The sequence below is a fragment of the Pseudarthrobacter sp. LMD1-1-1.1 genome (assembly GCF_040676255.1).
In the GTDB taxonomy this organism is placed as follows: Bacteria; Actinomycetota; Actinomycetes; order Actinomycetales; family Micrococcaceae; genus Arthrobacter.
Window position 1 is genome coordinate 216,008 of record NZ_JBEGHP010000025.1, and the last position, 12,878, is coordinate 228,885.

Genomic DNA, 12,878 nt, shown 5'->3' on the forward strand with positions numbered 1-12,878 from the left:
CCAGGCGGTCGCAGTTCAGCGGGGCCGGCGGGCGGCGTGCTCCCGTGCCAGGACCGCGTAGGCGTCGTCAGGGGTGCCGGGGGAGAAGCTGCCGAACTTGCGATCCGCGGCCGTGCGGATGAGGTAGTCGGCAATGGCAGGGTTCTTGGGAAGCAGCGAGCCGTGCAGGTAGCTGGCAACGATGTTTCGGTACCGCGTCCCCTCGTGGCCGTCGTTGCTGTTGTTCCCCGTTCCCTTGGCCACCGTCCCGAGCGGCCGCACCCCGCTGCCCAGGGTGGTTTGGCCGCTGTGGTTCTCGTAACCGAAGACTTCGCCGAACTCGGTGGTTGAGACCTTGACGTTGCCGATCAGGCGCTCGTCGGTACCGTGGGTTTCCACGTCCAGGACGCCGATGCCCGGGATGACAGTACCCGTCCGCGTCTTGAAGAAACGGCCAAAAAGCTGGTAGAGGCCGCAGATGACCAGCATGGGTGCGCCGTCCTCGGCCAACTCCTTCAGCTGGCCGGCCCGGGCCTGCAGGTCGTCCTGGATGACCAGCTGGCCGCTGTCCTGGCCGCCGCCGCCCACAATGATGTCCACGCCTTCGGGAAAGGGATCGCCCACGTTGTACTCAAGCAGTTCGGGGGTGTACCCGTGCCATTGGATGCGGCGCTGCAGGACCAGGGCATTGCCCCAGTCGCCATAGATGTTCATGTCCCGCGGGTACAGCTGGACCACGCGCAGCGTGCCCTTGGACTGGGCGCCAGCTTCTGCTGCTTCTGCCGGACTCACGAGACAACCTCCACGGTGGTGATTTTGGACAGCTCGCGGCGGATGGCAAGCATGGCGGTGTAGGTGCAGAAGATCCGTTTGGGTTTGCCCCGGCCTTCCCGGATGAAGGCGGCAAGGGCGGTGGGAATGTCGGTGTCCACGGCGCCAACGGGGACTTCGTCGTACTGCAGCCGCAGCGCCATGTCGTAGGCACGCGATCCGGTCAGCACCTCCACCCCGCCCTCACGAAGCGAATCGAATTCCACGTCCCACAGCCAGGACATGTCCCGGCCGTCGGCGTAGTTGTCGTTGATGGCGATCATCGTGGCGTAACCGGCAGCGGGGAAGGATTTCAGTCCCAGCCGGAACCCGCTGGGGTTCTTGACCAGAACCAGGTCCAGGGGCTGGCCGTCCACGGTCAGGCTTTCGCCGCGGCCGAAGGCCGGCGCCACCTGGGACAGCGCCTGCAGCAGGGTCTCGTGGTTCGCGGTGGCGGCCCCGCCGCCGCAAATGCTGCGGGCGAGGGTAAGAGCAGCAGCTGCATTGAAGATGTTGTACACGCCGCGCAGCTTCATCGCCGTGGTGACCGTGCCGCCGTCGTACTCGAATTCGGCGCTGTCTGCGCCCACCTTGCGGAGGACGACGTCGGCCTGCGGTTTGGCGGGCAGGCCCGCCGGGGCGGGGCTGCCGGGAGCGGCGCGCATATCGTCATCGTTCGGGAAGGTGCCCAGCAGGGAGTCGTCCAGGCCGAAGTACCTGACGTCCTGTCCCGTCAGCGTGTCGGCGATCCGGGCAACCCGCGGGTCCTCGCGGTTCAGGACCACTGTTCCCGTGGTTTTGGCGGCGATGTGCTGCAGGAGCTGTGCGGTCTTGTCGATTTCGCCGAAGCGGTCCAGCTGGTCGCGAAGCACGTTCAGCAGGAGGCAGTACCGGGGCGGAACGCTGTTCACGAAATGGACGGCGTGGGCTTCATCGAGTTCCAGGACGGCAACGTCCGCGTCCAGCCTGCCGCGCCAGTCCACCTCGCCCAGGAGGGCCGCTGCCACGCCCCGCGTGAAGTTGCTGCCGGTCCGGTTGGTGAAGACCTTCAGGCCCTGGCTTTCCAGGAGTTCGACCACCATTTTGGTGGTGGTGGTCTTTCCGTTGGTGCCGCTGACCACAGCCACGCCGTGGGGCAGGGTGGTGAGCGTCCGCCGCATGAAGCCGGGATCGATTTTCTCGACCACCAGGCCCGGAAGTGCGGACCCGCCGCCCCGCAGCCGGGATACCCTGCGGACCAGCTTGCCGAGCGGAACACTGAAGAAGACCATGTTTCGAATATATCCCAGCAGGGGCATGCAACCTTTGCCCGCCCCGGCCCGCCGCGCCGGGTGGAGGGTCGGGGCCGTATGCTGGAGGGATGACAAACACCCCTTCTGCTGATCCTGCGCGCGTGGGTTCAGGCCTGCGGATCGGTGTCCTGGCCCTCCAGGGAGACTTTCGCGAGCACCTGCGTGCCGCAGAGGCCACCGGCGCGCAGGGCGTTGCCGTCCGCCGCCCGGAGGAGCTCGATGGCCTGGACGGCCTCATTATTCCCGGCGGCGAATCCACCACGATCGATAAGCTGGCGCGGGCCTTCGACCTTGCCGACCCGCTGCGCAAGTACATCGCCGAGGGCCTGCCCGTCTACGGCTCTTGCGCGGGGATGATCCTGCTCGCGTCGGACATCGCCGACCCGGCAACCGACCTGTCCGGCGCTCCCCAGCAGACCTTCGGCGGCCTGGACATCACCGTCCGCCGCAATGCCTTCGGCCGGCAGCGCGAATCCTTCGAAACCGACCTGGACTTCAAGGGGCTGGACTTCAGTGCCACCGAATCGGGCGTGGAACCGGTGCACGCTGTCTTCATTCGCGGGCCCTGGGTGGAACGCGTGGGGCCGGACGTGGAGGTCCTGGCCCAGGTGGAACCGGCAGATCCCGGACAAGCCTCGCACGCCGTACCGCTGCCCGGGGCGGCTAGAATTGTCGCAGTGCGTTCCGGCCAGCTGCTGGCCACCTCCTTCCATCCGGAAGTGACCGGCGAGAAACGCGTACACGAACTTTTTATCCGCATGATCAGAGGAGAAGCGTAAAGCATGTCAGGCCACTCCAAATGGGCAACGACCAAGCACAAAAAGGCGATCATTGACAGCCGCCGCGCAAAGTCGTTTGCCAAGCTGATCAAGAACATCGAAGTTGCCGCCCGGATGGGCGGACCGGACCTCGCCGGCAACCCCGGCCTGGAACTTGCGGTGACCAAGGCCAAGAAGACCTCGGTTCCCAACGACAACATCGACCGCGCCATCAAGCGCGGCGCCGGCCTCACCGGCGAAGTGGTGGACTACACCGAGATCATGTACGAGGCCCGCGGACCCCAGGGCTCGGCCCTGCTGATCGAGTGCCTCACGGACAACAAGAACCGGGCAGCCTCCGAAGTCCGCCTGGCCATCTCCCGCAACGGCGGCACCATCGCCGACCCCGGTTCCGTGAGCTACCTCTTCACCCGCAAGGGCGTAGTGAACCTGCCTAAGAACGGCCTGAGCGAGGACGACGTCCTGATGGCCGTCCTGGATGCGGGCGCGGAGGAAGTTAAGGACAACGGCGAGACCTTCGAGATCCACTCGGAGCCGGGCGATCTCCAGGCCATCCGGGAGGCCCTGGCGGAAGCCGGCATTGAGTACGACACGGACGAAGTTGAATTCGTGCCGTCCATGCAGGTGGAACTCGACGTCGACGGCGCCCGCAAGTTCCTGAAGCTGGCGGACGCTCTTGAAGACCTCGACGACGTCCAGAACGTGTACAGCAATGCCGACCTCAGCGACGAAGTCCAGGCCGCCCTGGAATCCGAGTGACGTCCGGCCTTGCCAGCTAGACCGCAGCGGGAGCTCCAGTCGTCCCTGTCGCCCGCAGCGGGGCAGAAGTGACGCTCCGCGTCCTGGGCGTTGACCCCGGCCTGACCCGCTGCGGCATCGGCGTGGTGGATGTTGAACGCAACCGCCGGGCCAGCATGGTGGCGGTAGGGGTTGTCGGCACCTCGCCGGACGAGACCCTTGACCGCCGCCTGCTGGTGATCGCCACGGCCATCGACGAGTGGCTGGATCGTTACGAGCCCGAGGTCCTCGCCGTCGAACGCGTCTTCTCGCAGCTCAACGTCAGCACGGTGATGGGCGTCGCCCAGGCGTCCGGCGTGGTGATCGCGGCGGCGGCCCGCCGGGGAATCCCGGTGGCGCTGCATACGCCGTCGGAAGTTAAAGCCGCGGTGACCGGCAGTGGGTCCTCGAATAAGGACGCCGTGACCAAACTGGTCACCAAGATCCTCCGGCTTGACGCCCCGCCGCGGCCCGCCGACGCGGCCGATGCGCTGGCGCTGGCGATCACCCATGCGTGGCGGGCCGGGAGTGGCGCTGCCGTGGCCACCACCGGTCCCGGCAGCTCTTCCCTGACGCCGGCCCAGCGGGCATGGGCGGAAGCAGAGGCGAAAGCGCGCCGTGCACGATGATTGTCCCTGCCGCTTGCTAGGGTATTCGTAGATATGTTCGGATAGCCGGGCTCCCAGAGTGGAGGCCCGCAGTACAACGGGAGCCCGGCCTTGATCAGTTTCCTCCGCGGAACCGTAGCGCACGTTGGCCTGTCAACGGCCGTGATTGACCTCAACGGTGCCGGGATGAGCGTCAACGCCACCCCGCAGACCCTGAGCCGGCTGCGCGTGGGGGAAGAGGGCAAGCTGTTTACGTCCCTGATTGTCCGGGAGGATTCGCTCACCCTTTTTGGTTTTGCATCCGACGACGAACGTGAGGTTTTCGACGTCCTGCTGAGTGTCAGCGGGGTCGGTCCCCGTCTTGCCCTCGCAGTCCTGGCGGTCCACGACCCCGAAGCAATCAGGGTTGCGGCCCATACGGAGGACAGCAAGACCTTCACCAAGGTTCCCGGCATCGGGCCCAAGGTCGCGGGCCGGATCGTGCTGGAGCTGGCCGGAAAGCTGGTACCGCACGGAACGGCCGCACCCGCTGGCGCCGCCACTCCTGCCGAGGCCGCATGGAAGCCGCAGGTGGTGGCCGCCATGACCAGCTTGGGCTGGTCCGAGAAGGATGCCTCCGCCAGCATCGACAAAGCCCTGGCTGACGAGCCGGAAGTGTCCTTCCGCGGCAATGTGGCCGAAATCCTCCGTACCACCCTCCGGTGGCTGGGGCAGGACGGCGCGCGCGCCGGCAACCGCGTAGGCAGCCGTGGCTGAACCTTCATTGGTTGCCGCGGGGGAGGAACCGGAGGAGCGGGCCATCGAGGCGGCGCTCCGGCCGAAGAACCTCGACGATTTCGTGGGCCAGCACCGGGTGCGCAAGCAGCTTTCGCTCGTGCTCCAGGCCTCCCGGATGCGCGGGCGCACAGCGGACCACGTGCTGTTCTCCGGGCCGCCGGGCCTCGGCAAAACCACCCTCGCCATGATCGTGGCCGCGGAAATGAACGCTCCGCTGCGCCTTAGCAGCGGGCCCGCCATCCAGCACGCGGGTGACCTTGCGGCCATCCTGTCCTCGCTGTCCGAGGGCGAGGTCCTGTTCCTCGACGAGATCCACCGCATGTCCCGGCCCGCCGAGGAAATGCTGTACATGGCCATGGAGGACTTCCGCGTCGACATCGTGGTGGGCAAGGGCGCCGGTGCCACCGCCATTCCACTGGAATTGCCGCCGTTCACCCTGGTGGGCGCCACCACCCGCGCCGGGCTGCTTCCGGGCCCGCTGCGCGACCGGTTCGGCTTCACTGGGCACCTCGAGTTCTATTCCGTTCCGGAACTGGAACTGGTCCTGCGCCGGTCAGCCGGGCTGCTGGACCTGAAGGTCAACTCCGCCGGATTCGCTGAAATCGCCGGCCGTTCACGCGGGACCCCCCGTATCGCCAACCGCCTGTTGCGCCGGGTCCGGGACTGGGCGCTGGTGCATGGTGTCGAACAAATCGATGCCAGGGCTGCGTCCGCCGCCCTGGACATGTACGAAGTGGACAAGAAAGGCCTTGACCGGCTGGACCGTGCTGTCCTCGATGCCCTCATCACCAAATTCGGCGGAGGCCCCGTCGGCCTGTCAACCCTGGCCATCGCCGTTGGCGAGGAAACCGAAACAGTGGAAACCGTGGCGGAACCCTTCCTGGTCCGGGAAGGGCTGCTGGGCCGGACGCCCCGCGGAAGGATTGCCATGGCGCCGGCGTGGGCGCACCTCGGATACGCCATTCCATCCGGGGTCTTCGCCCAGGAGCAGTTGGACCTTTTCGAGCCCGGCGGGGACGCCCCCGCGGCGGGGGACTGGGCCCCGGAGAGCCAATAGCAGGCTCCGTTCAGCTTTTCCCTTTAGACTGGTATGACGCCCGGCACGTTCGGGTCTTTGTTTCGCGGGTGGCCCTGACGCCCCCGTCGCTTGGGGAAGGAAATGTCAGGCGTTCTGCCTGTGCCACCAACCGCCCCGGCTGAAGCGAAGCCGACGTCGCTGGAAAACCAGCAGCACCACGCAAAAGAACGGAATTCCCCCTTGGATCCAATGTCAATTCTCCTGTTCGTCATGCTCGGCGTGTTCATCTTCATGATGTTCCGCCGCAACAAGAAGACGCAGCAGCAGCAGGCAGAGCTCCAGTCGAAGTTCGCCCCGGGCGTGGAGGTCATGACCAGCTTTGGCCTTTTCGGCCGGATCGTGGACATCGACGACGCCGACAACAAGGTCACCCTTGAACTTTCCCCCGGCAACCTGGCCACCGTGCACCGCCAGGCGGTCACCAAGGTTGTCGAGCCTGCCGCGGAAGCCACGGTCGAGCCCGCCGCTGCCTCACCCGTGGTGCCGGATGACGCATCCTCACTGACCACGCCGGAAGCCGGAAGCACTGCAACGGGCACCGAGACTCCGGAAGAAACCCTGAAGCGCCTCAACGACGAGGGCAAGAAGGACAGCTAGGCCCGCTGGCCCCTTTCCTCCCTCTACCGCTGCGGACCACCGCCGGCGCAGGTAACAACCCGCGCCGGCGGTTCTTCCGCGAATAAGAGAAAGATCGACAATGGCACGAACTGGCCGCAAGAAACCAGGGCTCCGCGTCCTGGTCTGGCTTGGCGTACTCCTGGCAGCGCTGACAGCCGTCCTGGCCGGCGGCACCGTCGCCGGGCAGGCCAGCTGGGCACCCAAACTGGCCCTGGACCTCGAGGGCGGCACCCAGATGATCCTGGCGCCGAAGGTGGAGGGCGGTTCGGACATCAACGAACAGCAGCTCAACCAGGCCGTGGCGATCATCCGGCAGCGCGTTGACGGCTCCGGCGTCTCCGAAGCGGAAATCAGCACCCAGTCCGGGCGCAACGTGGTGGTCAGCCTTCCCGGCACCCCCTCCGCCGAAACCCGGAACCTCATCCAGGCTTCCGCGGACATGAACTTCCGCCCCGTCCTCCTCAACGGCGATGGCGCCCCCGTGCCGCCGGAGTCGCAGACCCCGGAGGACCAGCTGCCCAAACCCACAGCTGAGCCGGCCAACAGCAGTGACACCAACTGGATCACCCCGGAGATCTACAAGCAGTTCGAGGCGCTGGACTGCAACAGCCCCGCAGCCGAGAAATCCAAGCGGTCAGATCCCACCAAGCCGCTGGTGACGTGCGAGCCTGCCACCGACAAGTCTCCTGCCATCAAGTACATCCTGGGTCCCGTGGAGGTGAAGGGCAGCAACATCGTCACCTCGTCCTTCCAGCTGCAGCAGGGTGCGCAGGGTGCGGTGACCAACGACTGGGCCGTCAACATCCAGTTCGACGCCGACGGCACGGCCAAGTTCAAATCCGTCACCGAACGCCTCAACCAGTTCTACGTGGCCGCCGGCGGCGAGTCCGGCACCGACCCCAAGTCCCAGTTCGCCATTGTGCTGGATGACCAGGTCATCTCCGCCCCGCGGTCGCTGGCTGTCATCACCGACGGACGTCCGCAGATCACCGGCGGCTTCACCGAGAAGACCGCCAAGGCGCTGTCCGACCAGTTGAAGTTCGGTGCCCTCCCCATCAGCTTCGACATCCAGAGCGAGCAGCAGATCTCCGCCACGCTTGGTGGCGAACAGCTGCGCATGGGCCTGCTGGCGGGCCTGATCGGGCTCCTGCTCGTGGTGGTCTACTCCCTGTTCCAGTACCGCGCCCTGGGCTTCGTCACGATCGCCTCGCTGGTGGTGGCCGGTGCCCTGACGTACCTGGCCATCGCGATCCTGGGCTGGACGGAGAACTACCGGCTGTCCCTTGCAGGTGTTGCAGGCATCATCGTGGCCATCGGCCAGACTGCCGACTCCTTCATCGTCTACTTCGAACGCATCCGCGACGAACTGCGCGAAGGGCGCGGCCTGGTGTCCGCCGTGGAAAACGGCTGGAAGCGGGCCAAGCGCACGGTTCTTGCCTCCAAGGCCGTCAACCTCCTGGCCGCCCTGGTCCTGTACTTCGTGGCCGTGGGCAACGTCCGTGGCTTTGCGTTCACGCTGGGCCTGACGGCCATCGCCGACCTCATCGTGGTGTTCATGTTCACCCACCCCACGCTGCAGCTGCTGGCCCGTACCCGGTTCTTCGGTGAAGGCCACAAGTTCTCCGGCCTGGACCCCGAACGTCTGGGCGCCGTGCCGCTGTACCGCGGTGCCGGCCGGGTCCGCACTCCCGAGGACAAGCCCGCGGTGGTCCGTACCAAGAACACCGGCGCAGCGGCCGAGGCCGAACGCCGCATGACCATCGCTGAACGGCGCCTGGCAGAGAAGCAGGAACAGCTGGCCGGCTCGTCCAAGACCTCCGCGAAGGAGAACAAGTAATGTCAGGCTTCGCTACGTTCGGCAACGAGCTCTACACCGGAAAGCGTTCCTACGACTTTGTAGGGGCCAAGAAGATATGGTTCATCATCGCCGCGGTGGGAGTGGCGCTGTCCATCATCATCCCGGCGGCCAAGGGTGGCTTCAACCTCGGCATCGAATTCCGTGGGGGCTCCGAATTCACGGTCTCGAACGTCAAGACCACGGACGCCACCATCGGCGAAAAGGCCGTGACTGACGTGGTTGCGGGCAGTGTTCCGCGCGTTGCGAACGTGGCCGGCAACACCATGCGCATCCAGACGGACAAGCTGACCGACGACGAGACCCTTCGGATCAAGCAGGGCCTCACCGGCGCCTACGGTGTCACCGACAACGAGGTGACCTCCACGTTCGTTGGCCCCACCTGGGGCGCTGACGTGACCAAGCAGGCGCTGATCGGCCTGGTGGTGTTCGTGCTGCTGGCGGCCCTGCTGATGGCCCTCTATTTCCGGACCTGGAAGATGTCCCTGTCGGCGCTTGCCGGCATGGCCGTGACCATGTTCATCACGGCCGGTGTGTATGCGCTCAGTGATTTTGAGGTCACACCGTCGGCCATCATCGGATTCCTGACCGTCCTGAGCTACTCCCTCTACGACACCGTGGTGGTCTTCGACAAAATCCGGGAAAACACCACCGGAATCGATGCTTCCACACGCCGGACGTTCGGTGAGGAAGTCAACCTCGCCGTCAACCAGACCCTGGTGCGTTCCATCAACACCATGATGGTGGCGATCCTCCCCGTGGGCGCCATCCTGTTCATCGGTGCAGGGCTCCTGGGTGCCGGAACGCTGCGCGACCTGTCCCTGGCCCTGTTCGTCGGGATCCTCATCGGCACCGCCGCGACCATCTTCGTCGCAGCTCCGATGTACGCCTGGCTCCGGCAGGGTGAACCGGACCTGGTCAAGCAGGCGCGGCGCGTCCAGCAGCGGCGGGCCGCGTCAACCGAACGGGCAGTTCCGGCATCGCCGGCTAAAGCCTGACCTGCCAGCTACAGGCACCCGCCATTCCCTCAAAGGCCGGGCAACGCACACCGTGCGCTGCCCGGCCTTTGGCTGTCCGCGCCCGGTTATAAAAGTGGCTGCCCGGGGGAATAGACTGGAGTAATTAAACGGTGGTGAGGGGTGCTTCATTGGAAGAACGTTCGGCGTCGGTGCCAACGGCAGAGGAAGAAAAAAGTCCTGCCGGTGTACAAGCCGGTGCGGCATCCTCTGCGCGCCCAGGGTCCTTGGTTCCTGTTGACAATTCGGGATCACGGGCAACGTTTCCCGGCCGAAGGGAGCGCACCCGGTCGCGCCTTGCCCGCCTGACCGGTCGTGGAGCAGCCACCTATTCGCCCATCCTTGAGCCGCTGCTGCGCACTGTCCGGGCCAACAATCCCAAAGAGGACTTCGACCTCATCCAGCGCGCCTTCGACGTAGCTGAGCGGAGCCACCGCGGACAGAAGCGCAAGAGCGGGGACCCGTACATTACCCATCCGGTGGCTGTGGCCACCATCCTCGCCGAGCTTGGCCTCAGCGGCACAACCCTGGCGGCGGCCCTGCTGCACGACACCGTCGAGGACACCCCGTACACCCTCGCGGACCTGAAGCGGGACTTCGGGCCGGAAGTGGCCATGCTGGTGGACGGCGTGACCAAACTGGACAAGGTCAGTTTCGGCGAGGCCGCCCAGTCGGAAACGGTCCGCAAGATGGTTGTGGCCATGGCCAAGGACATCCGCGTCCTCATGATCAAGCTGGCCGACCGGCTCCACAACGCCCGTACCTGGCGCTTCGTATCAGCCGAATCGTCCGCCCGCAAAGCCCGTGAAACCCTCGAAATCTTCGCCCCGCTGGCGCACCGGCTGGGCATGAACACCATCAAGTGGGAGCTCGAGGACCTGTCCTTCGCGGCCCTCTACCCCAAGGTGTACGAGGAAATCGTCAGGATGGTGGGGGACCGGACCCCCGAGCGGGAAAAGAGCCTGGGCGTGATCCGGGACCAGATCACCGAGGACCTGCGCGCGGCCAAGATCAAAGCAACTATTACCGGCCGGCCCAAGCACTACTACTCCATCTACCAAAAGATGATTGTCCGCGACAAGGACTTCGACGACATCAACGACCTCATGGGTGTTCGTGTCCTGGTGGACTCTGTCCGGGACTGCTACGCCGCCCTGGGCACCATGCATTCGCGCTGGAACCCCCTGCCCGGCAGGTTCAAGGACTACATCGCGATGCCCAAATTCAACATGTACCAGTCCCTGCACACCACCGTGATCGGCCCCGGCGGCAAACCGGTGGAGATCCAGATCCGCACGCACGAGATGCACCGCCGCGCCGAGTACGGCGTGGCGGCCCACTGGAAGTACAAGGACCAGCCCAACCGCACCGCGGTGGGCCCCGGAAGCCCCCGCGACGGCGATATGGGATGGCTGCGCTCCCTGGTGGACTGGCAGCAGGAAACCTCGGATCCCGGCGAGTTCCTGGACTCGTTGCGCTTTGAAATCAACGCCCGCGAAGTGTTCGTCTTTACGCCCAAGGGCGAAGTCATGGCGCTGCCGGCAGGATCAACGCCCGTGGACTTTGCCTACGCCGTGCACACGGAGGTAGGCCACCGCACCATTGGCGCCCGGGTCAACGGCAAGCTGGTCCCGCTTAACAGCGAGCTGAACCACGGCGACTGGGTGGAAATCTTTACCTCCAAAGCCGAGGGGGCCGGACCCAGCCAGGACTGGCAGCACTTCGTCAAGAGTGCCAGGGCACGCAACAAGATCCGCCAGTGGTTTAGCAAGGAACGCCGCGAAGAGGCCATTGACCGCGGCAAGGAGCTGTTGACCCGTGCCATGCGGAAACAGAACCTGCCACTGCAGCGGCTGATGACGCACGAGGCCCTGGCCGCCGTGGCCGAGGAATTCAAATACACGGACATCTCCGGCCTCTACGCCGGCGTGGGCGACGGGCACACATCTGCCCAGTCGGTCATGGAAAAGCTGATCGAAAGCCTGGGCGGCAACGAGAGTGCCGATGATGACGTCGAAGAGGTCAGCATCCCCACCCAGGTCAGCAAGGCCCGCTTCTCCGACTCCGGTGTTGTGGTCCGCGGCGTGGGCGACGTCTGGGTGAAGCTGGCCCGCTGCTGCACGCCCGTTCCACCGGACCCGATCCTGGGCTTTGTGACCAGGGGATCCGGCGTCTCCGTGCACCGCACCGACTGCACCAACATCTCGGACCTGAAGGACCAGCCGGACCGGATCGTGGACGTGGACTGGGCGCCAACCCAGTCGAGCGTTTTCCTGGTGGAGATCCAGGTGGAGGCCCTGGACCGCAAATCACTGCTGTCTGACGTGACGCGGGTCCTTTCCGACAACCACGTCAATATCCTCGCGGCCAGCGTCCACACCTCCACGGACCGGGTAGCCATCTCAAAGTTCGCGTTCGAGATGGGCGACCCCAAGTACCTCAGCCACGTCCTCAGCGCCGTGCGCAGGATCGACGGGGTCTTCGACGTCTACCGCACCACCGGCAACAAACGCCGGAGCTAAAAGGGCGAGCTTTTCCAAAGCAGCCCGCTTGTGCGGCACCCTGGGTGTTGCTTCGATGGCGCGCACCAGCAGCCGCAACCGCACGTCCTGCTGCGGGCGGGCCAGCAAGCCGGCGAGGGCCGGTACGGCACGTTCCGGTTCCACGTGCAGGGCGATGTCAAGGGCGGTCCGCAAGGGGCTGGAAACCATGAGGCCGCCCAGGCTGATCACGTCGAACGGCCCCAGCCTCACCTCGTGGAGCGTGCAGCCGCGGGTATTCCGCAGGCTGGATACCCGCCGCTTGGCATCAACCAGGAGTGCCAGCCTGTCCGGTTCCGCCGCGCAGCCGTAGATCCACGCCGCAGTCATCCGCCCCGCGACGACCCGCTGCCGGATGGCCGCGGGCACAGCACCCGCGGCCGCCCTTGCCCGCAGCTGCGGGGACGCCGGCAACCCCGGAAGCGTGTAACCGTGTTGGTGGAAGCGGGCCAGCAGTCCGTCGGCGGCCAGGGACTGGAGTTCCGGACCGGCGAAGGGGACCCCGGGTGCGTACAGTTCGGGAAAGCGTGGCGCCGCCGCCGCCTCTGCTGCGCCTGCAGGGCACCCCGGCCCCGGTGGGGAAGCGGAGGGGTCCCTGCCCGGTCCGGCGTCGGAGGATGCTGATGGTGTGGCCATACCCCCATCCTGCCCGGACCGTGGTTAACGGGCACAGGCCCGGTCCGGGTTATGTGGATAACCGGAACCGGGCCTGTGACTTCCAGCCCAAGCCAGAGAAGCTCAGCGCGAGA

The 12,878-nt window shown here is 65.9% G+C and carries 12 protein-coding genes; 9 read left to right on the forward strand and 3 right to left on the reverse strand.

Annotation, left to right across the window (positions count from 1 at the left end; translation table 11 throughout):
• Positions 1–15 precede the first annotated feature (15 nt).
• Both MRBLMD1_RS19740 and MRBLMD1_RS19745 read right to left on the reverse strand, forming a co-directional pair.
• Positions 16–771, reverse strand: coding sequence for a type 1 glutamine amidotransferase (locus tag MRBLMD1_RS19740; RefSeq protein ID WP_364402809.1), 756 nt, complete (start codon positions 769–771; stop codon positions 16–18).
• Positions 768–2,060 carry a MurT ligase domain-containing protein gene (locus MRBLMD1_RS19745; protein ID WP_364402811.1) on the reverse strand — a complete coding sequence of 431 codons (1,293 nt, stop codon included), beginning with the start codon at positions 2,058–2,060 and terminating at the stop codon, positions 768–770. The genes MRBLMD1_RS19740 and MRBLMD1_RS19745 overlap by 4 nt, the downstream gene beginning before the upstream one ends.
• An 89-nt stretch (positions 2,061–2,149) precedes the next feature.
• On the opposite strand from MRBLMD1_RS19745, the gene pdxT reads away from it, so the two are divergent.
• The 9 genes from pdxT to MRBLMD1_RS19790 all read left to right on the forward strand — a co-directional run bounded on the left by pdxT (position 2,150) and on the right by MRBLMD1_RS19790 (position 12,111).
• Positions 2,150–2,860, forward strand: a complete 711-nt coding sequence (pdxT, locus tag MRBLMD1_RS19750) for a pyridoxal 5'-phosphate synthase glutaminase subunit PdxT (protein ID WP_364402814.1) — start codon at positions 2,150–2,152, stop codon at positions 2,858–2,860.
• A gap of 3 nt (positions 2,861–2,863) precedes the next feature.
• Entirely contained in the window at positions 2,864–3,619 is a 756-nt protein-coding gene (locus MRBLMD1_RS19755; RefSeq protein WP_159631889.1) for a YebC/PmpR family DNA-binding transcriptional regulator, read from the forward strand.
• Between the two features lie 68 nt (positions 3,620–3,687).
• On the forward strand, positions 3,688–4,266 hold the full coding sequence (gene ruvC / locus MRBLMD1_RS19760) for a crossover junction endodeoxyribonuclease RuvC (RefSeq protein WP_159631890.1): 579 nt from the start codon (positions 3,688–3,690) through the stop codon (positions 4,264–4,266).
• Positions 4,267–4,356: 90 nt separating this feature from the next.
• Positions 4,357–5,001, forward strand: coding sequence for a Holliday junction branch migration protein RuvA (ruvA, locus tag MRBLMD1_RS19765; RefSeq protein ID WP_159631891.1), 645 nt, complete (start codon positions 4,357–4,359; stop codon positions 4,999–5,001).
• Complete coding sequence (gene ruvB / locus MRBLMD1_RS19770) at positions 4,994–6,079, forward strand: Holliday junction branch migration DNA helicase RuvB (protein ID WP_364402819.1); 1,086 nt, start codon at positions 4,994–4,996, stop codon at positions 6,077–6,079. The genes ruvA and ruvB overlap by 8 nt, the downstream gene beginning before the upstream one ends.
• A gap of 210 nt (positions 6,080–6,289) precedes the next feature.
• Entirely contained in the window at positions 6,290–6,697 is a 408-nt protein-coding gene (gene yajC / locus MRBLMD1_RS19775; protein WP_159631893.1) for a preprotein translocase subunit YajC, read from the forward strand.
• Positions 6,698–6,797: 100 nt separating this feature from the next.
• Positions 6,798–8,555 carry a protein translocase subunit SecD gene (secD, locus tag MRBLMD1_RS19780; RefSeq protein ID WP_159631894.1) on the forward strand — a complete coding sequence of 586 codons (1,758 nt, stop codon included), beginning with the start codon at positions 6,798–6,800 and terminating at the stop codon, positions 8,553–8,555.
• Entirely contained in the window at positions 8,555–9,571 is a 1,017-nt protein-coding gene (gene secF / locus MRBLMD1_RS19785) for a protein translocase subunit SecF (RefSeq protein ID WP_364402823.1), read from the forward strand. The genes secD and secF overlap by 1 nt, the downstream gene beginning before the upstream one ends.
• 149 nt (positions 9,572–9,720) lie before the next feature.
• Positions 9,721–12,111: a RelA/SpoT family protein gene (locus MRBLMD1_RS19790; RefSeq protein WP_224026167.1), complete on the forward strand. Its 2,391-nt coding sequence runs from the start codon at positions 9,721–9,723 to the stop codon at positions 12,109–12,111.
• Here MRBLMD1_RS19790 and MRBLMD1_RS19795 read toward each other — a convergent pair.
• Entirely contained in the window at positions 11,992–12,765 is a 774-nt protein-coding gene (locus MRBLMD1_RS19795; protein ID WP_364402826.1) for a hypothetical protein, read from the reverse strand. The two genes, MRBLMD1_RS19790 and MRBLMD1_RS19795, sit on opposite strands and share 120 nt — an antisense overlap.
• Positions 12,766–12,878 lie beyond the last annotated feature (113 nt).

Coding starts and splice junctions, on each gene's coding strand:
- MRBLMD1_RS19745 (WP_364402811.1), bottom strand. CDS start 2,060: ATGGTCTTCTTCAGTGTTCCGCTCGGCAAGCTGGTCCGCAGGGTATCC.
- pdxT (WP_364402814.1), top strand. CDS start 2,150: ATGACAAACACCCCTTCTGCTGATCCTGCGCGCGTGGGTTCAGGCCTG.
- MRBLMD1_RS19755 (WP_159631889.1), top strand. CDS start 2,864: ATGTCAGGCCACTCCAAATGGGCAACGACCAAGCACAAAAAGGCGATC.
- yajC (WP_159631893.1), top strand. CDS start 6,290: ATGTCAATTCTCCTGTTCGTCATGCTCGGCGTGTTCATCTTCATGATG.
- secD (WP_159631894.1), top strand. CDS start 6,798: ATGGCACGAACTGGCCGCAAGAAACCAGGGCTCCGCGTCCTGGTCTGG.
- secF (WP_364402823.1), top strand. CDS start 8,555: ATGTCAGGCTTCGCTACGTTCGGCAACGAGCTCTACACCGGAAAGCGT.
- MRBLMD1_RS19795 (WP_364402826.1), bottom strand. CDS start 12,765: ATGGCCACACCATCAGCATCCTCCGACGCCGGACCGGGCAGGGACCCC.